The sequence below is a fragment of the Escherichia sp. E4742 genome, assembly GCF_005843885.1.
Lineage (GTDB): Bacteria > Pseudomonadota > Gammaproteobacteria > Enterobacterales > Enterobacteriaceae > Escherichia.
The window spans coordinates 3851218-3875684 of the sequence record NZ_CP040443.1 but is presented as its reverse complement, the minus strand read 5'-3'; the positions used below and the strand labels follow the sequence as shown (position 1 = coordinate 3875684).

The 24467-nt window shown below is 51.3% G+C and carries 22 protein-coding genes; 15 read left to right on the top strand and 7 right to left on the bottom strand.

What is annotated here, in order from left to right; all coding sequences use genetic code 11:
- The first annotated feature begins 121 nt into the window (after positions 1-121).
- Both moeA and moeB read left to right on the top strand, forming a co-directional pair.
- Positions 122-1357 (top strand): molybdopterin molybdotransferase MoeA, encoded by a 1236-nt coding sequence (moeA, locus tag FEM44_RS18650; protein WP_135522954.1) that lies wholly within the window; start codon positions 122-124, stop codon positions 1355-1357.
- Positions 1357-2106, top strand: coding sequence for a molybdopterin-synthase adenylyltransferase MoeB (moeB, locus tag FEM44_RS18645; RefSeq protein ID WP_135522955.1), 750 nt, complete (start codon positions 1357-1359; stop codon positions 2104-2106). Before moeA ends, moeB begins: the two co-directional genes overlap by 1 nt.
- 188 nt (positions 2107-2294) lie before the next feature.
- Here moeB and fsa read toward each other — a convergent pair whose 3' ends face one another.
- Positions 2295-2957: a fructose-6-phosphate aldolase gene (fsa, locus tag FEM44_RS18640; protein ID WP_135522956.1), complete on the bottom strand. Its 663-nt coding sequence runs from the start codon at positions 2955-2957 to the stop codon at positions 2295-2297.
- A gap of 129 nt (positions 2958-3086) precedes the next feature.
- Between fsa and FEM44_RS18635 the strand changes: the two genes are divergently transcribed.
- The 4 genes from FEM44_RS18635 (at position 3087) to FEM44_RS18620 (ending at position 8795) form a co-directional block, all read left to right on the top strand.
- On the top strand, positions 3087-3986 hold the full coding sequence (locus FEM44_RS18635) for a glycyl-radical enzyme activating protein (RefSeq protein ID WP_135522957.1): 900 nt from the start codon (positions 3087-3089) through the stop codon (positions 3984-3986).
- 5 nt (positions 3987-3991) lie between these two features.
- Entirely contained in the window at positions 3992-6424 is a 2433-nt protein-coding gene (locus FEM44_RS18630) for a glycyl radical protein (RefSeq protein ID WP_135522958.1), read from the top strand.
- A gap of 144 nt (positions 6425-6568) precedes the next feature.
- Positions 6569-7384 carry a sugar-phosphatase YbiV gene (gene ybiV, locus FEM44_RS18625; protein WP_135522959.1) on the top strand — a complete coding sequence of 272 codons (816 nt, stop codon included), beginning with the start codon at positions 6569-6571 and terminating at the stop codon, positions 7382-7384.
- A 151-nt stretch (positions 7385-7535) separates the two neighbouring features.
- The gene (locus FEM44_RS18620; RefSeq protein WP_135522960.1) at positions 7536-8795 is read left to right on the top strand and encodes a DUF1479 domain-containing protein; all 1260 of its coding nucleotides are present in this window, start codon (positions 7536-7538) and stop codon (positions 8793-8795) included.
- A 213-nt stretch (positions 8796-9008) separates the two neighbouring features.
- Here FEM44_RS18620 and FEM44_RS18615 read toward each other — a convergent pair whose 3' ends face one another.
- Positions 9009-10601, bottom strand: a complete 1593-nt coding sequence (locus FEM44_RS18615) for an ABC-F family ATPase (protein ID WP_130205149.1) — start codon at positions 10599-10601, stop codon at positions 9009-9011.
- A gap of 218 nt (positions 10602-10819) precedes the next feature.
- Between FEM44_RS18615 and ldtB the strand changes: the two genes are divergently transcribed.
- The gene (ldtB, locus tag FEM44_RS18610; protein WP_001056379.1) at positions 10820-11740 is read left to right on the top strand and encodes a L,D-transpeptidase; all 921 of its coding nucleotides are present in this window, start codon (positions 10820-10822) and stop codon (positions 11738-11740) included.
- Positions 11741-11932: 192 nt separating this feature from the next.
- Here ldtB and FEM44_RS18605 read toward each other — a convergent pair whose 3' ends face one another.
- Entirely contained in the window at positions 11933-13051 is a 1119-nt protein-coding gene (locus tag FEM44_RS18605) for an anion transporter (protein ID WP_135522961.1), read from the bottom strand.
- Positions 13048-13515: a manganese-binding transcriptional regulator MntR gene (mntR, locus tag FEM44_RS18600; RefSeq protein WP_130214798.1), complete on the bottom strand. Its 468-nt coding sequence runs from the start codon at positions 13513-13515 to the stop codon at positions 13048-13050. The genes FEM44_RS18605 and mntR overlap by 4 nt, the downstream gene beginning before the upstream one ends.
- A 185-nt stretch (positions 13516-13700) precedes the next feature.
- Between mntR and mntS the strand changes: the two genes are divergently transcribed.
- Both mntS and opgE read left to right on the top strand, forming a co-directional pair.
- On the top strand, positions 13701-13829 hold the full coding sequence (gene mntS / locus FEM44_RS18595) for a manganase accumulation protein MntS (RefSeq protein WP_001001761.1): 129 nt from the start codon (positions 13701-13703) through the stop codon (positions 13827-13829).
- 270 nt (positions 13830-14099) lie between these two features.
- On the top strand, positions 14100-15683 hold the full coding sequence (opgE, locus tag FEM44_RS18590; RefSeq protein ID WP_135522962.1) for a phosphoethanolamine transferase: 1584 nt from the start codon (positions 14100-14102) through the stop codon (positions 15681-15683).
- A gap of 49 nt (positions 15684-15732) precedes the next feature.
- On the opposite strand, the gene ompX is transcribed toward opgE, so the two are convergent.
- A complete protein-coding gene (gene ompX, locus FEM44_RS18585) occupies positions 15733-16248 on the bottom strand; it encodes an outer membrane protein OmpX (RefSeq protein WP_024212356.1) in 516 nt (171 codons plus the stop codon).
- A gap of 52 nt (positions 16249-16300) precedes the next feature.
- Positions 16301-16366, bottom strand: a complete 66-nt coding sequence (locus tag FEM44_RS18580) for a protein YliM (RefSeq protein WP_120795379.1) — start codon at positions 16364-16366, stop codon at positions 16301-16303.
- A 233-nt stretch (positions 16367-16599) separates the two neighbouring features.
- Here FEM44_RS18580 and rhtA point away from each other — a divergent pair, with 233 nt between their 5' ends.
- The 6 genes from rhtA (at position 16600) to ybiO (ending at position 23410) form a co-directional block, all read left to right on the top strand.
- Entirely contained in the window at positions 16600-17487 is an 888-nt protein-coding gene (rhtA, locus tag FEM44_RS18575; protein WP_135522963.1) for a threonine/homoserine exporter RhtA, read from the top strand.
- 298 nt (positions 17488-17785) lie between these two features.
- The gene (gene dps, locus FEM44_RS18570) at positions 17786-18289 is read left to right on the top strand and encodes a DNA starvation/stationary phase protection protein Dps (RefSeq protein ID WP_064530112.1); all 504 of its coding nucleotides are present in this window, start codon (positions 17786-17788) and stop codon (positions 18287-18289) included.
- 403 nt (positions 18290-18692) lie between these two features.
- Positions 18693-19439, top strand: coding sequence for a glutamine ABC transporter substrate-binding protein GlnH (gene glnH, locus FEM44_RS18560; protein ID WP_130205139.1), 747 nt, complete (start codon positions 18693-18695; stop codon positions 19437-19439).
- A gap of 107 nt (positions 19440-19546) precedes the next feature.
- Positions 19547-20206, top strand: a complete 660-nt coding sequence (gene glnP, locus FEM44_RS18555; protein ID WP_061090926.1) for a glutamine ABC transporter permease GlnP — start codon at positions 19547-19549, stop codon at positions 20204-20206.
- Positions 20203-20925, top strand: coding sequence for a glutamine ABC transporter ATP-binding protein GlnQ (glnQ, locus tag FEM44_RS18550; RefSeq protein WP_032302757.1), 723 nt, complete (start codon positions 20203-20205; stop codon positions 20923-20925). The genes glnP and glnQ overlap by 4 nt, the downstream gene beginning before the upstream one ends.
- 259 nt (positions 20926-21184) lie before the next feature.
- Entirely contained in the window at positions 21185-23410 is a 2226-nt protein-coding gene (gene ybiO / locus FEM44_RS18545; protein WP_135522964.1) for a mechanosensitive channel protein, read from the top strand.
- On the opposite strand, the gene rlmF is transcribed toward ybiO, so the two are convergent.
- Positions 23407-24333, bottom strand: a complete 927-nt coding sequence (gene rlmF / locus FEM44_RS18540; protein ID WP_167850670.1) for a 23S rRNA (adenine(1618)-N(6))-methyltransferase RlmF — start codon at positions 24331-24333, stop codon at positions 23407-23409. The two genes, ybiO and rlmF, sit on opposite strands and share 4 nt — an antisense overlap.
- Positions 24334-24467: the final 134 nt, after the last annotated feature.

The window sequence follows — 24467 nt, the reverse complement described above, 5'->3', positions numbered from 1 at the left end:
TAGAAAGATGTATATGGCATGTAAAGGCGAGCGCCTGCTCTACGACCGAGGTGGCATACAGTCTGTGATGTTTTTCTGACATAATAGGCAAATTCGATTTTGCCTCCGCAGGAGTGTTTTCATGGAATTTACCACCGGATTGATGTCGCTCGACACCGCGCTTAATGAGATGCTTTCTCGCGTTACCCCACTGACCGCCCAGGAAACGCTGCCACTGGTACAGTGTTTTGGCCGTATTCTGGCGAGCGATGTGGTTTCGCCGCTGGATGTCCCAGGGTTTGATAACTCCGCAATGGACGGTTACGCGGTACGTTTGGCCGATATCACCTCCGGACAACCGCTGCCCGTTGCCGGGAAGTCGTTTGCCGGTCAGCCTTACCATGGCGAGTGGCCCGCTGGCACCTGCATCCGCATTATGACTGGCGCACCAGTACCGGAAGGCTGCGAAGCGGTGGTGATGCAGGAACAGACTGAACAAACGGACAATGGCGTGCGTTTTACTGCTGAAGTGCGCAGCGGGCAAAATATTCGCCGTCGCGGTGAAGATATCTCTGCAGGTGCGGTTGTTTTCCCGGCGGGGACTCGCCTGACTACCGCTGAACTGCCAGTAATTGCTTCGCTAGGGATTGCCGAAGTTCCGGTGATTCGTAAAGTGCGTGTAGCGCTTTTTTCTACCGGTGATGAACTCCAGTTGCCCGGTCAGCCGCTGGGCGACGGGCAAATTTACGATACCAACCGCCTCGCGGTGCATTTGATGTTAGAACAGCTGGGTTGTGAAGTAATCAACTTAGGGATTATTCGCGACGATCCGCATGCCCTGCGCGCCGCATTTATTGAAGCCGACAGCCAGGCGGATGTGGTGATCAGTTCCGGTGGTGTTTCGGTTGGTGAGGCGGATTACACCAAAACCATTCTCGAAGAACTGGGCGAAATTGCTTTCTGGAAACTGGCGATTAAACCGGGCAAACCGTTCGCGTTTGGTAAACTCTCTAATGGCTGGTTTTGCGGCCTGCCGGGCAATCCGGTTTCTGCAACGCTGACCTTCTATCAATTGGTGCAACCTTTGCTGGCCAAATTAAGCGGCAATACCGCCAGTGGCCTGCCCGCGCGCCAGCGCGTACGCACAGCATCGCATCTCAAGAAATCCCCTGGACGTCTTGATTTCCAGCGCGGCGTGCTGCAACGCAACGCCGACGGCGAGCTGGAAGTCACGACCACCGGGCATCAGGGTTCACATATATTTAGCTCCTTTAGCCTCGGCAACTGCTTTATCGTGCTGGAGCGCGATCGCGGCAATGTTGAAGCGGGCGAATGGGTGGAAGTCGAGCCATTTAACGCGTTGTTCGGAGGCCTGTAATGGCGGAACTCAGCGATCAGGAGATGCTGCGCTACAATCGGCAAATCATCCTGCGTGGTTTTGATTTTGACGGCCAGGAGGCGCTAAAAGATTCTCGTGTGCTGGTAGTGGGCTTGGGCGGCCTCGGCTGTGCGGCCTCGCAATATCTGGCAAGCGCGGGCGTCGGTAACCTGACGCTGCTCGACTTCGACACGGTTTCGCTCTCAAATTTGCAGCGTCAGACGCTGCACAGTGATGCTACGGTCGGGCAACCGAAGGTAGAATCAGCCCGTGACGCACTGGCGCGGATCAATCCACATATTGCGATTACGCCGGTAAACGCGTTGCTTGATGATGCTGAACTGGCTGCGTTGATTGCTGAACACAATCTGGTGCTCGACTGTACGGATAACGTTGCGGTACGTAATCAACTGAACGCTGGCTGTTTTGCCGCGAAGGTGCCGCTGGTTTCCGGCGCGGCAATTCGTATGGAAGGGCAAATCACGGTCTTTACTTATCAAGACGGTGAGCCGTGCTATCGCTGCCTTAGCCGTTTGTTTGGCGAGAACGCGCTAACCTGCGTGGAAGCGGGCGTAATGGCACCGTTGATTGGGGTGATTGGTTCGTTGCAGGCAATGGAAGCGATCAAACTGCTGGTAGGTTATGGCAAACCCTCCAGCGGTAAAATCGTAATGTACGATGCGATGACCTGTCAGTTTCGCGAAATGAAACTGATGCGTAATCCAGGGTGTGAGGTGTGCGGGCATTAATTGCCAGCTCCAGGCCTGATAAGATGCGGCAAGCGTCGCATCAGGCATTTGCTCCTGACGCCAGATGCGGCGTGAACGCCTTATCTGGCCTACGGTTCGGGCACACATTTTCAGGCCTGATAAGACGCGGCAGGCATCGGTGCACTCTGCCACGTCATCAGCAATTTATGAGGATGACAAGCGCCCTGTTAAATCGACGTTCTGCCAAACGCCCCCTGCCAGTCCTGCTCAAACTTCGCCACTGCGGCATCAACTGCCGGATAGCTAATCATCTGTTGCGCGACATCCAACGGCAGTGTGATTGATTCACATCCTGCCAATAAGCAGTCCAGCGCCTGACGCGGGGTTTTGAAACTCGCTGCCAGCACTTTCGCCTGTGGCGCATGCATTTTCAGTAACTGGTGTAAGTCGGTCACCGTCTGAATACCACTTCCGCCCTGGGCATCAATTCGGTTGACGTAAGGCGCAACATACTCAGCACCCGCCAGCGCCGACAGCAGCCCTTGCGCCGCGCCATACACCGCCGTACCCAGCGTCGGAATCCCTTCCGCGTTTAATAGCTTAATCGCTGCCAGCCCCTCGGCAGTCACAGGTACTTTAACCACGATATCCGCAATAATAGAACGCAGTTTACGCGCATCATTCACCATACCTTCAGCAGTAGTAGACATGACCTGCGCAAACAAACGCCCCTGTCCGCCCATCGCCTCATGTAACTCAGGAAGTAAAACTTCCAGAGGCTTCTTACCTGCCGCCACAATACTTGGGTTAGTGGTCACACCCGCCAACGGAAAAACACGAGCCAGTGCCTTCACTGCGGCGACGTCTGAAGTATCCAGATACAGTTCCATAGTCATCCTCTAAATCTACTTTTGTATGAAATCAGACTATCACGAAAAAACTCTCTGAACAGTTGATGCACATCAATCTAACTTTCATTCGAAAGTATTTTAATGTTTGAACGAAAAAGAGGGGCATCTATGATTTTCAACATTCAGCGCTATTCGACCCACGACGGTCCCGGTATCCGCACGGTAGTTTTCCTTAAAGGGTGCTCGCTGGGCTGCCGCTGGTGTCAGAACCCGGAAAGCCGCGCCCGCACGCAGGACCTGCTATATGACGCGCGTCTGTGTCTGGAAGGCTGCGAACTATGCTCAAAAACCGCTCCAGAAGTGATTGAGCGCGCGCTGAATGGTTTAGTCATTCACAGGGAAAAGTTAACGCCTGAACATCTGACGGCGCTAACCGACTGCTGCCCGACACAGGCGTTAACCGTGTGCGGTGAAGTGAAAAGCGTTGAGGAGATCATGGCGATCGTTCTGCGTGATAAACCGTTTTACGATCGCAGCGGCGGCGGCTTAACGCTCTCTGGCGGAGAACCCTTTATGCAGCCGGAAATGGCGACGGCGCTACTGCAAGCCAGCCACGAGGCCGGAATTCATACTGCGGTAGAAACCTGTCTGCATGTGCCGTGGAAATATATTGCTCCTTCTCTGCCCTATATCGATCTGTTTCTTGCCGATTTAAAACACGTTGCCGACGTGCCGTTTAAACAGTGGACCGACGGTAATGCCGCGAGAGTACTGGATAACCTGAAAAAACTCGCGGCGGCGGGTAAAAAAATCATTATTCGCGTACCGCTGATTCAAGGCTTTAATGCCGATGAAGCTGCTGTGAAAGCCATTACTGATTTTGCCGCCAGTGAACTGCACGTTAACGAAATCCATTTCCTGCCCTACCACACGCTGGGCATCAACAAATATCACTTACTTAATCTGCCCTATGACGCCCCGGAAAAACCGCTTGATGCGCCAGAACTGCTCGACTTTGCCCAGCAGTATGCCTGCCAGAAAGGGTTAACCGCGACCTTACGAGGATAACAATCATGACAACACTGAAACTGGACACGCTCAGCGACCGCATTAAAGCGCACAAAAATGCGCTGGTGCATATTGTGAAACCGCCGGTCTGTACCGAGCGCGCACAGCACTATACTGAGATGTATCAACAACATCTCGACAAGCCAATCCCGGTACGTCGCGCGCTGGCGCTGGCGCACCACCTGGCTAATCGCACCATCTGGATCAAACACGATGAGTTAATCATCGGCAACCAGGCCAGTGAAGTCCGTGCCGCGCCGATCTTCCCGGAATATACCGTCTCCTGGATCGAAAAAGAGATTGATGATCTGGCGGATCGTCCGGGTGCTGGTTTTGCGGTGAGCGAAGAGAACAAACGTGTTCTGCATGAAGTGTGCCCGTGGTGGCGCGGTCAGACCGTGCAGGATCGTTGCTATGGCATGTTTACCGATGAGCAAAAAGGCCTGCTGGCGACCGGCATCATTAAAGCAGAAGGCAATATGACTTCCGGCGACGCGCACCTGGCAGTCAATTTCCCGCTGCTGTTGGAAAAAGGGCTTGATGGTCTGCGCGAGAAAGTGGCGGAGCGTCGCTCGCGTATCAACCTGACAGTACTGGAAGATTTGCACGGCGAGCAGTTCCTGAAAGCGATTGATATCGTACTGGTGGCAGTCAGTGAACACATTGAACGTTTCGCTGCTCTGGCGCGTGAAATGGCCGCCACCGAATCCCGCGAAAGTCGTCGTGATGAACTGCTGGCGATGGCAGAAAACTGCGACCTCATCGCCCACCAGCCGCCGCAGACTTTCTGGCAGGCGCTGCAACTGTGCTACTTCATCCAGTTGATTTTGCAGATCGAATCTAACGGTCACTCGGTGTCGTTTGGTCGTATGGATCAGTATCTCTATCCGTACTATCGCCGCGACGTTGAACTCAACCAGACGCTGGATCGCGAACACGCTATCGAGATGCTGCATAGCTGCTGGCTGAAACTGCTGGAAGTGAACAAGATCCGCTCCGGCTCACACTCAAAAGCCTCTGCGGGAAGTCCGCTGTATCAGAACGTCACCATTGGTGGGCAAAACCTGGTTGATGGTCAGCCGATGGATGCGGTGAATCCACTCTCTTACGCGATCCTCGAATCCTGCGGTCGCCTGCGTTCGACTCAGCCTAACCTCAGCGTGCGCTACCATGCGGGAATGAGCAACGATTTCCTCGATGCCTGTGTGCAGGTGATCCGCTGCGGCTTCGGGATGCCTGCGTTCAACAACGACGAAATCGTCATCCCGGAGTTTATTAAACTCGGTATTGAACCGCAGGACGCTTACGACTACGCAGCGATTGGTTGTATCGAAACCGCAGTCGGCGGTAAATGGGGCTATCGCTGCACCGGCATGAGCTTTATCAACTTCGCCCGCGTGATGCTGGCGGCGCTGGAAGGTGGTCGTGATGCCACCAGCGGCAAAGTGTTCCTGCCACAAGAAAAAGCGTTGTCAGCGGGTAACTTCAACAACTTCGATGAAGTCATGGACGCGTGGGATACGCAAATCCGTTACTACACCCGCAAATCAATCGAAATCGAATATGTCGTCGACACCATGCTGGAAGAGAACGTGCACGATATTCTCTGCTCGGCGCTGGTGGATGACTGTATTGAGCGAGCGAAAAGTATCAAGCAAGGCGGCGCGAAATATGACTGGGTATCTGGCCTGCAGGTCGGTATTGCTAACCTCGGCAACAGCCTGGCGGCAGTGAAGAAACTGGTATTTGAACAGGGCACGATTGGTCAGCAACAACTGGCTGCTGCACTGGCGGAAGATTTCGATGGTCTGACTCACGAGCAGTTGCGTCAGCGTCTGATTAACGGCGCGCCGAAGTACGGCAATGATGACGATAGCGTCGATACGCTGCTGGCTCGTGCTTATCAGACCTATATCGACGAACTGAAGCAGTACCATAACCCGCGCTACGGTCGTGGCCCGATCGGCGGCAATTATTACGCAGGTACATCATCTATTTCCGCCAACGTACCATTCGGCGCGCAGACTATGGCAACGCCGGACGGACGTAAAGCGCATACCCCGCTGGCAGAAGGCGCAAGCCCGGCCTCCGGCACCGACCATCTCGGCCCAACGGCGGTCATTGGCTCGGTGGGTAAACTGCCTACCGCAGCGATTCTCGGCGGTGTGTTGCTCAACCAGAAACTGAACCCGGCGACGCTGGAGAACGAATCTGACAAGCAGAAACTGATGATCCTGCTGCGCACCTTCTTCGAAGTGCATAAAGGCTGGCACATTCAGTACAACATCGTTTCCCGCGAAACATTGCTGGAAGCGAAAAAACATCCGGATCAATACCGCGATCTGGTGGTGCGTGTAGCAGGTTATTCCGCCTTCTTCACCGCGCTCTCTCCAGACGCACAGGACGATATCATCGCACGTACCGAACATATGCTGTAACTCTTCCGCCCGGCGGCTACCGTCGCCGGGCTATATCATTCACAGTATCAATTTCTCGCTCAATTACATTCGAAATAAATTTGTGCCCTGCGTCACATTGTTATTACACTGTGGCGGTTTGCATTCATTGCCAGGAGCACTTCTATGAGCGTAAAAGTTATCGTCACAGACATGGACGGTACTTTTCTAAACGACGCCAAAACGTACAATCATGAGCGTTTTATGGCGCAGTATCAGGAACTTAAAAAACGCGGTATTGAGTTCGTTGTCGCCAGTGGTAATCAGTATTATCAGCTTATTTCCTTCTTTCCTGAGCTAAAGGATGAAATCTCATTTGTCGCAGAAAACGGCGCGCTGGTTTACGAACATGGCAAACAGTTGTTTCACGGCGAGTTGACCCGGCATGAATCGCAAATTGTCATTGGTGAACTGCTGAAAGATAAACAGCTAAACTTTGTCGCCTGTGGTCTGCAAAGCGCCTATATCAGCGAGAATGCGCCAGAAGCTTTTGTCGCCCTGATGGCAAAACACTACCATCGACTGAAACCTGTAAAGGATTACCAGGACATTGACGATGTACTGTTCAAGTTTTCGCTCAACCTGCCGGATGAACAAATCCCGTTAGTGATAGACAAACTGCACATTGCACTCGACGGCATTATGAAACCGGTGACCAGTGGTTTTGGGTTTATTGACCTGATTATACCTGGCCTGCATAAAGCGAACGGTATTTCACGGTTGATAAAACGCTGGGATTTGTCGCCGCAAAATGTGGTGGCAATTGGTGACAGCGGTAACGACGCCGAAATGTTAAAAATGGCGCATTACTCTTTTGCAATGGGCAATGCTGCTGAAAGTATTAAACAAATCGCTCATTACGCTACGGATGACAATAATCATGAAGGCGCGCTGAATGTAATTCAGGCGGTGCTGGATAACATCGCTCCTTTCAATAGTTGATCTTCCCCCGGGCCGGAGTGACCACTTCGGCCTCTCGCCTTTTTGCTCGCTTTGTGCGGTAACTCAAGATCTTTATCTTGCGTTAACTTATTTTTAACCTAAAGTATCAATCGTAATCATTTTACTTTCGAACGAAAGATGAGAGGTTGATATGACTTTTTCCTGTGAGACGCTGCCCACAGATGCGAAAGCGGCTATCCGAGAAATGAAAGCTGCGCTGCGGGAACAGCTCGGTGATGTACAACAGGTTTTCGATACACTCTCTGCAAAAATCGAAACGCGTGTTGCTGAAATCGATGCCCTAAAAGCGCAAGGGTTGCCGGTTTGGCCGGAAGTTTCTTATAGCGATATTGCCGCAGGTACAGTAAGCGATGTCACTCGCAATGAAATTAAACGTCGCGGCTGTGCAGTAATAAAAGGTCATTTCCCTCGCGAGCAGGCGCTGGCGTGGGATCGTGCCATGCTCGATTATCTCGATATCAATCATTTTGATGATGTTTATAAAGGCCCTGGCGACAGTTTTTTCGGCTCACTGGAGGCTTCTCGTCCCGAAATCTATCCCATTTACTGGTCACAAGCACAGATGCAAGCGCGGCAGAGCGAAAATATGGCTGCTGTGCAATCTTTCCTGAACCGCCTGTGGAAGTCTGAAAGCAACGGCAAACAGTGGTTTGATCCTGATATCAGTGTGATTTACCCGGACAGGATCCGTCGCCGTCCTCCAGGTACTACATCTAAAGGTCTGGGCGCACATACCGATTCTGGTGCGCTGGAACGGTGGTTATTGCCCGCTTATCAGCGCGTTTTTGCCAATGTGTTCAATGGTAATTTCGATGATTACGATCCCTGGGATGCTGCACACCGGACCGATGTCGAAGAGTACACGGTGGATAACACGACCAAGTGCTCAGTGTTCCGCACGTTTCAAGGCTGGACTGCGCTTTCTGATATGTTATCGGGTCAGGGATTGTTGCATGTGGTGCCTATCCCGGAAGCGATGGCGTATGTTTTATTGCGCCCGCTGCTGGATGACGTACCAGACGATGAACTGTGCGGGGTTGCTCCTGGCAAAGTTCTGCCCATTTCAGAGAAATGGCATCCACTACTGATTAAAGCGCTGACATCCATTCCCGCGATAACAGCAGGGGATTCCGTCTGGTGGCACTGCGATGTGATTCACTCCGTCGCGCCAGTAGACAATCAACAGGGTTGGGGCAACGTGATGTATATCCCTGCTGCGCCAATGTGCGAGAAAAATCGGGCTTATGCACACAAAGTCAAAATGGCGCTGGAAAAAGGCGCATCACCGGGCGACTTCCCGCGGGAAGATTATGAAGCAAACTGGGAAGGCCGCTTCACACTGGATGATCTGAACATTCACGGTAAGCGCGCACTGGGCATGGACGTGTAAGAGTTGATGGATTATTGGAAGTGAGGTTAAGAAAGTATGTTGCTCAGATTGCTGACAAAGTGCGCTTTGTTAATACCGGATGCGGCCTACAAAGTCTTGCAGATTCAATATATTGCAGGGACTGCGTAGGCCTGATAAGCGTAGCGCATCAGGCAACTTTACTTTGTCATCAGCTCCCGTCACCCCGACTGTATCGGGGTGACGGGCAATAACTTACTCGATCCCTCTGCTACGCAGATAATCTTCGTAATTACCGCTAAAGTCGATCACGCGTTCCGGGGTGATTTCCAGAATGCGGGTCGCCAGGGAGCTTACAAACTCACGGTCGTGAGAAACAAAGATCAGCGTACCCTGATACAGTTCCAGCGCCATGTTCAGTGACTCGATGGATTCCATATCCAGGTGGTTGGTCGGTTCGTCCATGATCAGAATGTTCGGTTTCTGCATCATTAACTTACCAAACAGCATCCGCCCTTTTTCCCCACCGGAAAGCACTTTCGCAGGCTTTTTGATGTCGTCCTGGCTGAACAGTAAACGACCAAGAATGCTGCGTACCGCCTGCTCATCATCGCCTTCCTGCTTCCACTGACTCATCCATTCGAACACGGTCAGATCATTTTCGAACTCATATTCGTGGTCCTGGGCATAGTAACCAATGCGCGCGTTCTCAGACCATTTTACGGTGCCGCTGTCCGGTTGCAGATCGCCCACCAGCGTTTTCAGCAGCGTTGATTTACCGACGCCGTTGGTACCCAATACCGCAAGTTTTTCACCGACTTCCAGCAGCAGGTTGAGATTTTTAAACAGCGGACCGTTATCAAAACCTTTAGTCAGACCTTCCACTTCCAGCGCGTTACGGAACAGTTTCTTATCCTGTTCAAAACGAATGAACGGGTTCTGACGACTGGAGGCTTTTACCTCTTCCAGTTTGATTTTATCAATCTGACGCGCGCGAGAAGTCGCCTGGCGAGATTTCGAGGCGTTGGCGCTAAAGCGGCTAACGAAGGATTGCAGCTCAGCAATCTGCGCTTTCTTCTTGGCGTTATCGGCCAGCAAACGTTCACGCGCCTGGGTCGCGGCCGTCATGTACTCATCGTAGTTGCCCGGATAAACGCGCAGTTCGCCGTAGTCCAGATCCGCCATGTGGGTACAAACCATGTTGAGGAAGTGACGGTCGTGCGAAATGATAATCATGGTACTGTCACGCTCGTTCAGCACCTGCTCCAGCCAGCGAATGGTGTCGATGTCCAGGTTGTTGGTCGGTTCGTCGAGCAGGAGAATGTCCGGATCTGCAAACAGCGCCTGCGCCAGCAGCACACGCAGCTTCCAGCCAGGAGCAACTTCACTCATCGGGCCGTAGTGTTGTTCCAGTGGAATACCGACGCCAAGCAACAATTCCCCCGCACGCGATTCTGCAGAGTAACCGTCCATTTCGCCGTATTTCACTTCCAGATCGGCCACTTTGTAGCCATCTTCTTCGCTCATTTCCGGCAAAGCATAGATGCGGTCGCGCTCTTGCTTCACTTCCCACAACTCTTTATGCCCCATGATCACCGTATCCAGCACGGTGTACTCTTCAAAGGCAAATTGATCCTGGCGCAGCTTACCAATGCGCTCATTCGGATCGAGGGAAACGTTGCCCAGCGTCGGCTCAAGGTCGCCGCCGAGGATTTTCATAAAGGTGGATTTACCACTACCGTTCGCGCCAATCAGGCCGTAACGGTTGCCGCCGCCAAATTTGACGGAAATGTTTTCAAACAACGGCTTACTGCCGAACTGCATGGTGACGTTACTGGAAACTAACACAGGCGTATCCTGAAAAGAGATATGACAAACCGCGTATTATGCCATAAGTCTGAAAGAAGATCCCGCCCCCCGCTTAAGGTCTACACTCTTCCCAAAGGCAAAAAATGTGATTTAGTACACATCTGATTTCACTGTTAGCTGGAATGAACATATAATGCGCTTCCAATACTCTAATATTCTCAACCTAATGGCCTGCCAGGCACTAAATCTCGCTTAACATGAATATGAAATTGAAAACATTATTCGCAGCGGCCTTCGCTGTTGTCGGCTTTTGCAGTACCGCCTCTGCGGTAACTTATCCTCTGCCAACCGACGGGAGTCGCCTGGTTGGTCAGAATCAGGTGATCACTATCCCTGAAGGTAACACTCAGCCGCTGGAGTATTTTGCTGCCGAGTACCAGATGGGTCTTTCCAACATGATGGAAGCTAACCCTGGTGTGGATACCTTCCTGCCGAAAGGCGGCACTGTACTGAACATTCCACAGCAGTTGATCCTGCCAGATACCGTGCATGAAGGTATCGTCATTAACAGCGCAGAGATGCGTTTGTACTACTACCCGAAAGGGACCAACACCGTTATCGTGTTGCCGATCGGGATTGGTCAGTTAGGTAAAGACACACCTATCAACTGGACCACCAAAGTAGAGCGTAAGAAAGCTGGCCCGACCTGGACACCGACCGCCAAAATGCACGCCGAGTACCGCGCAGCAGGCGAACCGCTTCCGGCTGTCGTTCCGGCTGGCCCGGATAACCCGATGGGGCTGTATGCACTGTACATCGGTCGCCTGTACGCTATCCACGGCACCAACGCTAACTTCGGTATCGGTCTGCGCGTAAGCCACGGCTGTGTGCGTCTGCGTAACGAAGACATTAAATTCCTGTTCGAGAAAGTGCCAGTCGGTACTCGCGTGCAGTTTATTGATGAGCCGGTAAAAGCGACTACCGAGCCAGACGGCAGCCGTTATATTGAAGTCCATAACCCGCTGTCTACCACCGAAGCCCAGTTTGAAGGTCAGGAAATTGTACCGATTACTCTGACGAAGAGCGTGCAGACAGTGACTGGTCAGCCAGATGTTGACCAAGCTGTTCTGGATCAGGCTATTCAAAACCGTTCCGGGATGCCGGTTCGTCTGAATTAATCTTTAAAACTTAAAGCAAAGGCGGACTCATAATCCGCCTGATGCGCTACGCTTATCAGGCCTACGCGGAACCTGCGATATATTGATTTTGTAGGCCGGATAAGGCGTTTAAGCCGCATCCGGCATAAGCAAAGCGCACATTGCCAACAATCAGAGGCGGACTCATAATCCGCCTTTTTTATTCGTCAGACCTTACCCCGCCGGGATCATAACCAACAAAACATATCCCACCAGCGCCGCCCACAACAGCATTGGTATTGAATAGAGATGGAAACGCCACCAGATACGGCGATCGTTCGCCATCCGTAGCGCAATCAAATTTGCCAGCGATCCGGGTAATAAACCAAAGCCACCTACGTTTACCGCCCATGCCAGTAGTAAAGACGGTGGCACATAATTCAGCAGCAAAATCGTGCCCGGCACGTTACTGATTACCTGCGATAAACCAATCGCCGTCAGCCATAATTCAGGTTCAGATAAATGACTCACGTTGCTCAACACGCCCTGTAATACCGGAAGTTGAGTCAGTAAATGGACGTCGATAAACATCGCCATAAACACCAGCAGCAACGTCCAGTCCACGCTCAGCACCACGCGACGCGCCAGCAGCGCAAAGCCCGCCGCCACAATCACCAGCCCCCACAGCTCTTGCTTAAACTCCAGCGCCATAAGGAAGACGATATACAGCCCCAGACAACTCCATACCAGCCGAGGTTTCCACTCCGGCATCTGCGAACCAGTATGGTATTGCAGCGCCTTTCCAGGGAAACAACACCAACACAGCAGCAGTAGTGTCAGCATCATCGCACCAGCCAGCGGGACCATTTGGGCAATAAAACCGACAAACGAAAGATCAGAGCGTCCCCAGATTAGGATATTTTGCGGATTGCCAATCGGCGTCAGCAACGATCCGGCATTCACCGCCAGTGCCTCGAAAATAATCAGCCGATTAACCGGGATCTCACACAGTCTTTTTAGCGTGATGGTCAGCGGAACAACAATAAACAGCGCGACGTCGTTGGTCAGAAAGGTAGAAAGCAGCGCTGCTGCCAGCACCATAAACATCGCCAGTCGACGCTCAGTAGCAAAACGGCGCACCATTTTGCGCCCAAGCACATCAAAATAACCGCTTAACTCGACGCCTTTGGTCAGCAGCATCAAGCCACTTAAGGTGATGATGGTGTGCCAGTCAATAGCGCCAGGCCAGGACTTAGGTGTGAAAGGAACGAAAAAACTTAATCCGATGCCAACGAGAATTAATAACTGAAAAAAGCGATCGCCTTGCAGCGTGCGTAAAAAAGGCAGACTCATTTGGCACCGTGTTTCTGGGTAAACAAACGAAAGGCGTCCAGCGTCTCTTCACTGACATGGTGCTCCATGCCTTCCGCGTCGCGACGGGCGATTTCCGGGCTAACGCCCAATACCAGCAAGAAGTTTTCAACTATCTGATGCCGCTCGCGGCTTTCCTGTGCCAGCTTCTCTCCTTCCGCCGTTAAAAACACGCCACGCCAGGGGATCATTTCAATCAATCCCATTGTTGCCAGTCGCTTAAGCATTTTAGCCACCGTAGGTTGAGAGACTCCCAGACGGGCGGCCATATCAACCTGGCGCGCTTCTCCCACCTCCATCATCAGGTCAGAAATCAGCTCAACGTAATCGTCGATAAGTTCACGGCGATGTGCCTCTCTGACCTGGCGGAATCCTTCAACGTGCTCTTCGACGTTCACTAACTGCGTCACTTTTTTTGCTGTTGGCGTACCTGCGCGACGACTCATTGTGCTTCCTCATTATGGTGACGCATGGATAGCGTTCTCATTTCGTGCGCACATTGTAAACCAGAGTTGCGAAGGCACAAAAATTTAACGTTTTAGCAATAGCTATATAATATAGCCTGTGCTATATCTGTATGTAATGCAATCATCCCTCATGGATCGACGGGATTAGCAAGTCAGGAGGTCTTATGAATGAGTTCAAGAGGTGTATGCGCGTGTTTAGTCACTCTCCCTTTAAAGTACGGTTAATGCTGCTCTCGATGTTGTGCGATATGGTCAACAACAAACCGCAGCAAGATAAACCTTCCGATAAATAGCGGCGTCGCGGTACGCCGCTTTACTCCTGCTTTATTGCAGGCATAGATTGTTCTGGATTGAAAAACCCCACTTTTTATCGGATTTGCTATTCTCTTCGCAAAAGATTTGTTCCTCAGTAGTTGACCTGAACGGCAGCTCGCTCTATCTTCTTGCAGCCCTGCGTATATTGCGGCTCGCAGATGCGGACCCTTCCCCCTCTTCACGCACTCTTGCAGGTATTGACCCTTGACGCCAGGGTAAGCACATGGCGTTTGTTACGATAGTGGCATATGAACTTAACCCTTAAAGAATCGCTTGTTTCCCGTAGCCGGGTTTTTAGCCCGTGGACTGCGTTCTACTTTTTACAGTCGCTATTGATTAACCTTGGTTTAGGTTATCCCTTTAGTTTCCTCTATACCGTCGCTTTTACTGCCATTTTGCTTTTGCTATGGCGGATGTTGCCGCGCGTGCAAAAAACCTTAATAGGTGTCTGTTCGCTGGTGGCGGCCTGTTATTTTCCTTTTGCTCAGGCGTACGGTGCGCCTAACTTCAATACATTGCTGGCGCTGCATTCCACCAATATGGAAGAGTCGACCGAAATTCTTACGATCTTCCCGTGGTATAGCTATCTGGTCGGCTTATTTATTTTTGCGCTCGGCGTGATTGCTATCAGGCGGAAAAAAGAGGATGAAAAAGCACGCTGGAATAAATTCGACAGCCTGTGTCTGGTATTCAGCGTGGTGACATTTTTTGTCGCTCCGGTTCAAAACCTGGCCTGGGGCGGCGTATTTAAATTGAAGGATACTGGCTATCCGGTATTTCGTTTCGCTAAGGATGTCATCGTTAACAATAACGAGGTGATTGAAGAGCAAGAACGGATGGCGAAACTTTCCGGAATGAAAGATACCTGGACAGTCACTGCGGTTAAACCAAAATATCACACTTATGTGGTGGTCATTGGCGAAAGCGCGCGGCGCGACGCTCTCGGTGCCTTTGGCGGTCACTGGAACAACACCCCGTTTGCCAGCAGCGTTAACGGTCTGATTTTCGCTGATTACATTGCTGCCAGTGGCTCCACGCAAAAATCGCTTGGCTTAACGCTTAACCGCGTAGTCGATGGCAAACCACAGTTTCAGGATAACTTTGTGACCCTGGCAAACCGAGCAGGATTCCAGACCTGGTGGTTTTCTAATCAGGGGCAAATAGGCGAATACGATACGGCTATCGCCAGCATCGCTAAACGTGCAGATGAAGTGCACTTCCTGAAAAACGGTAATTTTGAAGCAGATAAGAACGCTAAAGACGAAGAACTACTGACAATGACCGCTCAGGTATTGGCGGAAGAACACTCGCAGCCGCAACTGATTGTTTTGCATCTGATGGGCTCACATCCGCAGGCCTGCGACCGGACACAAGGCAAATACGAAACCTTTGTGCAATCGAAAGAGACGTCGTGCTATCTCTACACCATGACGCAAACGGACGATTTACTGCGCAAACTGTACGACCAGTTACGCAACAGCGGCAGCAGTTTCTCCATGGTTTATTTTTCAGACCACGGTTTAGCCTTTAAAGAACGCGGAAAAGAAGTGCAATACCTGGCCCACGATGATAAATATCAGCAGAATTTCCAGGTGCCTTTTATGGTCATTTCCAGCGACGATAAAGCGCATCGGGTGATTAAAGCCCGCCGTTCAGCCAATGATTTCTTAGGTTTTTTCTCACAGTGGACGGGGATTAAAGCGCAGGAAATCAACATCAACTACCCGTTTATTTCCGAGAAGAAAGCCGGGCCAATATACATCACCAACTTCCAGTTACAGAAGGTGGATTACAACCATCTCGGAACCGATATATTCGATCCCAAATCTTAAGATAAAAAAATCCGCCCCGAGAGGCGGATTTTTTATATCACCGAAGTGATTAGAAGCGGTAACCAACACCGGCAATCCAGGTGCCTACGTCAACGTTACGAATACGGCTCTGCTCGTAAGAGAAGTCCAGCGCAACGTTTTCGATTGGGTTGAACTGCAGACCCGCACCGTAGGAGAAGCCGTAGTCGCTGGTGTCATGTTTGTAGGTCGGGTATTCAGTGGTCTGGAATTTACCATAGCCCACGCCCACTACACCGTAGATGCTTGCCCAGTCGTTAATACGGTAAGCCGGACCAGCAGTGATGCCGTAGTACTGGGTTTTGTTGTAGTCACCAGAGCTTGCAGTACGGCTTTTCTCGGTGTAAGTGAAAGAACCGATCACACCCAGCGGGCTGTTGTCTTCTTCATAGCGGTATTTCAGGTTGAAACCGCCCATTTTGTTCATTTTGCCCTGAGCGTCACTCTGAGCGTAACCGCCAGTTACGGTAGAAGTAGCAGCTACGGAAGTACCTGCGGTGAAAGCCAGAACTGCGGCCAGTGCTGAAAGACATGCAATTTTTTTCATAACCACCTCAAATGTGATTCAAATAAGTCCTAAGCTTTAAATATATCAAAAATTAATGGGAAACTCTTCGCGATTTGTGATGTCTAACGGGCCATTTCATGTAACAGAACGTTTCCACATGCCGCTATCCATCTAAATTTAAATCATTTTTTCAGTGAACTGCGTAAGTATTACGCATATTTTCACTGCCGTTCATCCAGATTATTCCTAATCACCAAGCTGATGAATCAATCAATCCTGGCGCATTTTAGTCAAAACGGGGAAAAAATTTTCAACAAATGCTCAACCAGTTTTAGTTATATCCAGTACACTCCTCGCTTTACCTGACTATACAAATTTATGGGGGAACGGATGCCAGGGACATTACGTAAAATGCCGGTCTGGTTACCGATAGTCATATTGCTCGTTGCCATGGCGTCTATTCAGGGTGGAGCTTCATTAGCAAAGTCGCTTTTTCCATTGGTTGGCGCACCGGGCGTGACTGCACTGCGTCTGGCGCTGGGAACACTGATTCTTATCGCATTCTTTAAACCGTGGCGACTGCGGTTTGCCAAAGAACAGCGCTTGCCGCTGTTGTTTTACGGCATCTCACTGGGTGGAATGAACTATCTTTTTTATCTTTCTATTCAGACCGTACCGCTTGGGATTGCGGTGGCGCTGGAGTTCACCGGGCCACTGGCAGTGGCGCTGTTCTCTTCTCGTCGCCCCGTAGACTTTGTTTGGGTTGTGCTGGTGGTACTCGGCCTGTGGTTCCTGCTGCCGCTGGGGCAGGATGTTTCGCATGTCGACCTAACCGGCTGTGCGCTGGCGCTCGGTGCCGGTGCTTGTTGGGCTATCTACATATTAAGTGGGCAACGCGCCGGTGCGGAACACGGCCCGGCGACGGTGGCTATCGGTTCGCTGATTGCGGCGCTTATTTTCGTGCCGATTGGCGCATTCCAGGCTGGAGAGGCGCTCTGGCACTGGTCGGTTGTTCCATTGGGTCTGGCTGTCGCTATCCTCTCTACCGCTCTGCCCTATTCGCTTGAGATGATTGCCCTCACCCGTCTGCCGACCCGGACATTTGGTACGCTAATGAGTATGGAACCTGCACTGGCTGCCGTTTCCGGAATGATTTTCCTCGGTGAGACATTGGCGCCAATACAACTGCTGGCCCTCGGCGCGATTATTGCCGCCTCAATGGGCTCAACGCTGACAGCGCGCAAAGAGACGAAAATTAAAGAATTAGATATTAATTAAACCTACCTTTCTGCATGGTTATGCATAACCATGCAGAATATTACACGACTCCTCATCCCTTCCTTTTTTATATATCTTGTTATCCCAAAACCTATTCTCTGTGAATAGTTCGCGTAAAAAAGAAAATAAGAATCGTCTCCAGCAATATACATAACTATGTGAATTTATATAGTTTTTATTTTTCACGCTTGTTACCGCTATTAGTGTGATAGGGACAGCCAGAATAGCGGAACACCAGGGCGGTGCTATACTTAGTCTCGTTAATTACTGGGACACAACATCAAGAGGATATGAAATTATGAGTACCGCTAAATTAGTCAAAGCAAAAGCGACCAATCTGCTTTATACCCGCAACGATGTCTCTGATAGCGAGAAGAAAGCGACAGTTGAGTTGCTGAATCGCCAGGTTATCCAGTTTATTGATCTCTCTTTGATTACCAAACAAGCGCACTGGAACATGCGCGGCGCTAACTTCATTGCCGTACATGAGATGCTGGATGGTTTCCGTACCGCACTGACCGATCACCTGGATACTATGGCAGAGCGCGCAGTGCAGCTGGGTGGCGTTGCCCTTGGTACCACTCAAGTTATTAACAGCAAAACCCCGCTGAAAAGCTACCCGCTGGACATCCACAGCGTTCAGGATCACCTGAAAGAGCTGGCTGACCGTTACGCGATTGTTGCCAACGACGTGCGCAAAGCGATTGGCGAAGCGAAAGATGACGACACCGCAGATATCCTGACCGCCGCTTCCCGCGACCTGGATAAATTCTTGTGGTTTATCGAATCTAATATCGAATAAATCCATCTCAGATGGTGCAAAACTTAAGTAAGCGATAAAAGCGGCTTCCTGACAGGAGGCCGTTTTGTATTGCTGCCCGCCTCTACGCACTTTTTTAGTGCAACTCATCGCCTTCTCCGTCGGTCAAAGTAAAATACTTGTATCAACAACATCACACAATCGTTACATAAAGATTGTTTTTTCATCAGAATTTACGCTAAATAACCTATGTGTTGAGTGCACTATTTTTGCGCACCACTTTGGCGCCCCAATATGGTGCAGACCGGAGATGTTGCCCCATAAATTGTGCAACCCGTTTTTACTGCTCCTATAAAAATCAAAGAGTTGTAAAACTGGCACGATTTTTTCATATACGTAAATGTCACGCAGGGGATCGTCCCGTGGATAGAAAAAAGGAAATGCTATGAAGTCTGTATTAAAAGTTTCACTGGCTGCACTGACCCTGGCTTTTGCGGTTTCTTCTCATGCCGCGGATAAAAAACTGGTTGTGGCGACGGATACCGCCTTCGTTCCGTTTGAATTTAAACAGGGCGACAAATACGTTGGTTTTGATGTGGATCTGTGGGCTGCTATCGCCAAAGAACTGAAGCTGGATTACGAACTGAAACCAATGGATTTCAGCGGCATCATCCCAGCACTGCAAACCAAAAACATCGATCTGGCGCTGGCGGGCATTACCATTACCGACGAGCGTAAAAAAGCGATCGATTTCTCTGACGGCTACTACAAAAGCGGCCTGTTAGTGATGGTGAAAGCCAACAATAACGATGTGAAAAGCGTGAAAGATCTCGATGGTAAAGTGGTTGCTGTGAAGAGCGGCACCGGCTCCGTTGATTACGCAAAAGCAAACATCAAAACTAAAGATCTGCGTCAGTTCCCGAACATCGATAACGCCTATATGGAACTGGGTACCAACCGCGCAGACGCCGTCCTGCACGACACACCAAACATTCTGTACTTCATCAAAACCGCCGGTAACGGTCAGTTCAAAGCGGTAGGTGACTCTCTGGAAGCACAGCAATACGGTATTGCGTTCCCGAAAGGTAGCGACGAGCTGCGTGACAAAATCAACGGCGCGTTGAAAACCCTGCGCGAGAACGGCACATACAACGAAATCTACAAAAAATGGTTCGGTACTGAACCGAAATAATGATTGCCTTTAATTTATGGCCCGGTGGCCTTTTGCATACCGGGCCAGCGTTTCGCCCCGCCAGCCTTCTGGCTCGGGTATTTACACCACGGTAACAGGAACAACATATGCAGTTTGACTGGAGTGCCATCTGGCCTGCCATTCCGCTTCTGATTGAAGGCGCCAAAATGACCCTGTGGATTTCGGTCCTCGGTCTGGCTGGCGGCCTGGTTATCGGACTGGCGGCAGGTTTTGCACGCACCTTCGGTGGTTGGATAGCCAACCACGTCGCGCTGGTCTTTATTGAAGTGATCCGCGGCACACCTATCGTCGTCCAGGTGATGTTTATCTACTTCGCCCTGCCGATGGCGTTTAACGACTTACGCATCGACCCGTTTACTGCGGCGGTGGTCACCATCATGATCAACTCCGGCGCGTACATTGCGGAAATCACGCGTGGAGCGGTGCTGTCAATCCACAAAGGTTTTCGTGAAGCAGGACTGGCGCTCGGCCTTTCACGTTGGGAAACCATTCGCTACGTCATTTTACCGCTGGCACTGCGTCGTATGCTGCCGCCACTGGGTAACCAGTGGATCATCAGCATTAAAGATACATCGCTGTTTATTGTTATCGGCGTGGCAGAACTGACCCGTCAGGGGCAAGAAATTATTGCTGGTAACTTCCGCGCCCTTGAGATCTGGAGCGCCGTGGCGGTGTTCTATCTGATTATTACCCTGGTGCTGAGCTTTATTCTGCGTCGTCTGGAAAGAAGGATGAAAATCCTGTGATTGAATTTAAAAACGTCTCCAAGCACTTTGGCCCAACCCAGGTGCTGCACAATATCGATTTGAATATTGCCCAGGGCGAAGTCGTGGTGATTATCGGGCCGTCCGGTTCCGGTAAATCGACTCTGCTGCGCTGCATCAACAAACTGGAAGAGATAACCTCCGGCGATCTGATTGTCGATGGTCTGAAGGTTAACGATCCGAAAGTTGACGAGCGCCTGATTCGCCAGGAAGCGGGTATGGTGTTCCAGCAGTTTTACCTTTTCCCGCATCTGACGGCGCTGGAAAACGTCATGTTTGGTCCGCTACGCGTGCGTGGCGCGAACAAAGAAGAGGCGGAAAAACTGGCACGTGAACTGCTGGCGAAAGTCGGTCTGGCAGAACGTGCACACCACTACCCTTCCGAACTTTCTGGTGGTCAGCAGCAGCGTGTAGCGATTGCCCGCGCGCTGGCGGTGAAGCCGAAAATGATGCTGTTTGATGAGCCGACTTCCGCTCTTGACCCGGAATTGCGCCATGAAGTGCTGAAGGTTATGCAGGATCTGGCTGAAGAAGGGATGACGATGGTGATCGTGACCCACGAAATCGGTTTTGCCGAGAAAGTAGCTTCGCGCCTGATCTTTATCGACAAAGGACGGATTGCGGAAGATGGCGATCCGCAGGCGTTGATCAAGAATCCGCCGAGCCAGCGCTTGCAGGAATTTTTACAGCACGTCTCTTAATAAGACACATTGCCTGATGCGCTACGCCTATCAGGCCTACAGGATATATGGCAACTTATTAAAATTGCATGAACTTGTAGGACGGATAAGGGGTTCACGCCGCATCCGGCAAAAAGCCCGCACGTTGTCAGCAACCTGCTTAATATCCCTTCCTCCCTTTCACCCGAAAGGGAGGCACACCAGATTCCTCTCATTTAAAATCGCCCCTCCCCCAGCATCTATACTTATCTTTTTGCTCTGTTTTCTCACTGGAGGAGTCATGCGGTGGATCCTGTTCATCCTCTTCTGCCTACTGGGCGCACCTGCCCACGCGGTATCCATACCCGGCGTTACAACCACAACGACAACGGACTCAACGACTGAACCGGCCCCGGAACCGGATATCGAACAAAAAAAAGCGGCCTATGGCGCACTGGCGGATGTGCTGGATAACGACACCTCACGTAAAGAGTTGATCGACCAGTTGCGCACCGTCGCCGCCACGCCTCCTGCTGAACCGGTACCGAAGATCGTGCCGCCGACGCTGGTTGAAGAGCAAACCGTGCTGCAAAAAGTCACCGAAGTCAGCCGCCATTATGGTGAAGCCCTTTCCGCCCGCTTCGGGCAACTTTATCGCAATATTACTGGCTCCCCGCATAAGCCGTTTAATCCACAAACCTTCAGCAATGCGCTGACCCATTTTTCAATATTAGCGGTTTTAGTGTTTGGTTTTTACTGGCTGATTCGCCTGTGCGCGCTGCCGCTGTATCGCAAAATGGGCCAGTGGGCGCGGCAAAAAAATCGTGAGCGCAGTAACTGGTTGCAGCTTCCGGCGATGATTATCGGAGCGTTTATTATCGACCTGCTGTTACTGGCGCTGACATTATTTGTCGGCCAGGTATTAAGCGACAACCTGAATGCGGGCAGTCGCACCATCGCTTTCCAACAAAGTTTGTTTCTCAACGCCTTTGCCCTGATTGAATTTTTCAAAGCCGTACTACGCCTGATTTTTTGCCCAAACGTGGCGGAGCTGCGCCCGTTCACGATTCAGGACGAGAGCGCCCGTTACTGGAGTCGCCGCCTTAGCTGGTTAAGCAGTTTGATAGGTTATGGCCTGATTGTGGCAGTGCCGATTATCTCTAATCAGGTGAATGTACAAATTGGCGCGCTGGCGAACGTCATCATTATGCTGTGCATGACCGTCTGGGCGTTGTTCCTGATCTTTCGTAATAAAAAAGAGATTACCCAGCATTTGCTCAACTTTGCGGAGCATTCGCTGGCCTTTTTCAGCCTGTTTATCCGCGCCTTTGCGCTGGTGTGGCACTGGCTGGCAAGCGCCTATTTTATCGTGCTGTTTTTCTTTTCGTTGTTCGATCCAGGAAACAGCCTGAAATTTATGATGGGCGCAACGGTGCGCAGCCTGGCGATTATTGGTATCGCGGCGTTTGTTTCCGGTATGTTTTCCCGTTGGCTGGCGAAAACCATCACTCTCTCGCCACATACTCAACGTAACTATCCGGAGCTGCAAAAACGGCTGAATGGCTGGCTTTCGGCGGCGCTGAAAACGGCGCGTATTCTGACAGTCAGCGTGGCGGTAATGTTGCTGTTGAGCGCATGGGGATTGTTCGATTTCTGGAACTGGCTGCAAAACGGCGCGGGGCAGAAAACCGTGGATATCCTGATCCGTATCGCACTCATTCTTTTCTTCTCGGCGGTTGGCTGGACGGTGCTCGCCAGTTTGATCGAAAACCGGCTGGCTTCGGATATTCATGGCCGCCCGCTACCCAGCGCCCGCACGCGTACCCTGCTGACGCTGTTTCGCAACGCGCTGGCGGTGATTATCAGTACCATCACCATCATGATTGTGTTGTCGGAAATCGGCGTCAATATCGCGCCATTGCTGGCAGGTGCCGGGGCATTAGGTCTGGCTATCTCGTTTGGTTCGCAAACGCTGGTGAAAGATATTATCACCGGGGTATTTATTCAGTTTGAAAACGGCATGAACACTGGAGATTTGGTTACTATCGGGCCGTTGACCGGCACTGTTGAACGGATGTCGATTCGCTCCGTGGGCGTGCGTCAGGATACCGGGGCGTATCACATCATTCCGTGGTCTTCGATAACCACCTTTGCTAACTTCGTCCGCGGCATTGGTTCGGTGGTGGCAAATTACGATGTTGATCGCCATGAAGATGCTGATAAAGCCAATCAGGCACTGAAAGATGCGGTAGCGGAATTGATGGAAAACGAAGAAATTCGCGGGCTGATTATTGGTGAACCGAACTTTGCCGGGATTGTCGGCTTAAGCAATACCGCATTTACACTGCGTGTTTCGTTCACCACCCTGCCACTCAAACAGTGGACGGTACGCTTTGCCCTCGACAGCCAGGTGAAAAAGCATTTCGACCTAGCAGGTGTTCGCGCGCCAGTGCAGACTTATCAGGTGCTTCCTGCTCCGGGCGCGGCCCCGGCAGAACCGCTGCCGCCGGGGGAGCCAACGCTTTAACGCTGGCGATTGACAAAACGGCGACGCTGTTCGTCGTTCATAAAGGTCCAGGCAATAAAGCGACTCTGCTTTTGCCCCTGGGCCATCTCTTTTTTGACCACTTTCACCGCGCCAACATCCGTCAGAGCACGATACAACGGCGGTAAGTTTTCACCACGAGATACCAGCGAGGTAAACCACATCACCTGCTTCGCGAAGCCTTTGCTCTCTTCAATCATCTTTTTGATAAAGGCGACTTCACCGCCTTCACACCACAACTCCTGTTGCTGACCACCAAAGTTCAGTGCATCGTCTTTGTTCAGCCCAAGGTTACGGCGTTTACGCTCACTACCTGCCCGTGCCGCAGCGGCGGAATCGTGGAATGGCGGGTTACACAAGGTCGCGTCGTATTGCTCGTTTTTGTGGATGATACCGTTAAAAATCGCCCCGCTCTGTTTTTGCCGACGCAGACGAATGGCGCGGTTAAGCCCCGGATTAGCACTGATGATCGCCTGCGCACTGCTTAACGCCTGGCTGCTGGTTTCGCTGCCGGTAAAACGCCAGCCATATTCATGTACGCCAATCAGCGGGTAAATACAGTTCGCACCAACGCCGATATCCAGAATGCTGGCATTAGCTGGAATTGTTCCGCTTGCTTCAGCCAGTAAATCGGCAAGGTGATGAATATAATCCGCCCGGCCCGGTACTGGCGGGCAGAGAAAACCGTCCGGGATATCCCAGTTCGCTACGGCGTAAAAATGGGCCAGCAACGCCTTATTGAGCGCTTTCACCGCCAGCGGATTGGCAAAGTCTACGCTTTGCTCCCCGGCGGGTGTAAGCGTGAGGAATTGCTTGAGTTCAGGATTGACCTGACAAAGTGTGGCGAGATCGTAGCGGCTGTGATGACGGTTGCGCGGATGCAACCCCGGTTTCTGGGCGGACATAGCATTCTCCTTTAAGCAGCGGCGTAAGATACCCGCATAACGCGACAGGGTAAATATCTGGCTGCGTTTATCATTTCGAAAGACCTTAACATGACTATGGCTTATAGCAATTCACCATAAAAATCAGCATCATG

Bases quoted from the DNA above. Each gene is read 5' to 3' on its own strand.
- moeA (WP_135522954.1), top strand. From the start codon at position 122: ATGGAATTTACCACCGGATTGATGTCGCTCGACACCGCGCTTAATGAG.
- moeB (WP_135522955.1), top strand. From the start codon at position 1,357: ATGGCGGAACTCAGCGATCAGGAGATGCTGCGCTACAATCGGCAAATC.
- fsa (WP_135522956.1), bottom strand. From the start codon at position 2,957: ATGGAACTGTATCTGGATACTTCAGACGTCGCCGCAGTGAAGGCACTG.
- FEM44_RS18635 (WP_135522957.1), top strand. From the start codon at position 3,087: ATGATTTTCAACATTCAGCGCTATTCGACCCACGACGGTCCCGGTATC.
- FEM44_RS18630 (WP_135522958.1), top strand. From the start codon at position 3,992: ATGACAACACTGAAACTGGACACGCTCAGCGACCGCATTAAAGCGCAC.
- ybiV (WP_135522959.1), top strand. From the start codon at position 6,569: ATGAGCGTAAAAGTTATCGTCACAGACATGGACGGTACTTTTCTAAAC.
- FEM44_RS18620 (WP_135522960.1), top strand. From the start codon at position 7,536: ATGACTTTTTCCTGTGAGACGCTGCCCACAGATGCGAAAGCGGCTATC.
- ldtB (WP_001056379.1), top strand. From the start codon at position 10,820: ATGAATATGAAATTGAAAACATTATTCGCAGCGGCCTTCGCTGTTGTC.
- FEM44_RS18605 (WP_135522961.1), bottom strand. From the start codon at position 13,051: ATGAGTCTGCCTTTTTTACGCACGCTGCAAGGCGATCGCTTTTTTCAG.
- mntR (WP_130214798.1), bottom strand. From the start codon at position 13,515: ATGAGTCGTCGCGCAGGTACGCCAACAGCAAAAAAAGTGACGCAGTTA.
- mntS (WP_001001761.1), top strand. From the start codon at position 13,701: ATGAATGAGTTCAAGAGGTGTATGCGCGTGTTTAGTCACTCTCCCTTT.
- opgE (WP_135522962.1), top strand. From the start codon at position 14,100: ATGAACTTAACCCTTAAAGAATCGCTTGTTTCCCGTAGCCGGGTTTTT.
- ompX (WP_024212356.1), bottom strand. From the start codon at position 16,248: ATGAAAAAAATTGCATGTCTTTCAGCACTGGCCGCAGTTCTGGCTTTC.
- rhtA (WP_135522963.1), top strand. From the start codon at position 16,600: ATGCCAGGGACATTACGTAAAATGCCGGTCTGGTTACCGATAGTCATA.
- dps (WP_064530112.1), top strand. From the start codon at position 17,786: ATGAGTACCGCTAAATTAGTCAAAGCAAAAGCGACCAATCTGCTTTAT.
- glnH (WP_130205139.1), top strand. From the start codon at position 18,693: ATGAAGTCTGTATTAAAAGTTTCACTGGCTGCACTGACCCTGGCTTTT.
- glnP (WP_061090926.1), top strand. From the start codon at position 19,547: ATGCAGTTTGACTGGAGTGCCATCTGGCCTGCCATTCCGCTTCTGATT.
- ybiO (WP_135522964.1), top strand. From the start codon at position 21,185: ATGCGGTGGATCCTGTTCATCCTCTTCTGCCTACTGGGCGCACCTGCC.
- rlmF (WP_167850670.1), bottom strand. From the start codon at position 24,333: ATGTCCGCCCAGAAACCGGGGTTGCATCCGCGCAACCGTCATCACAGC.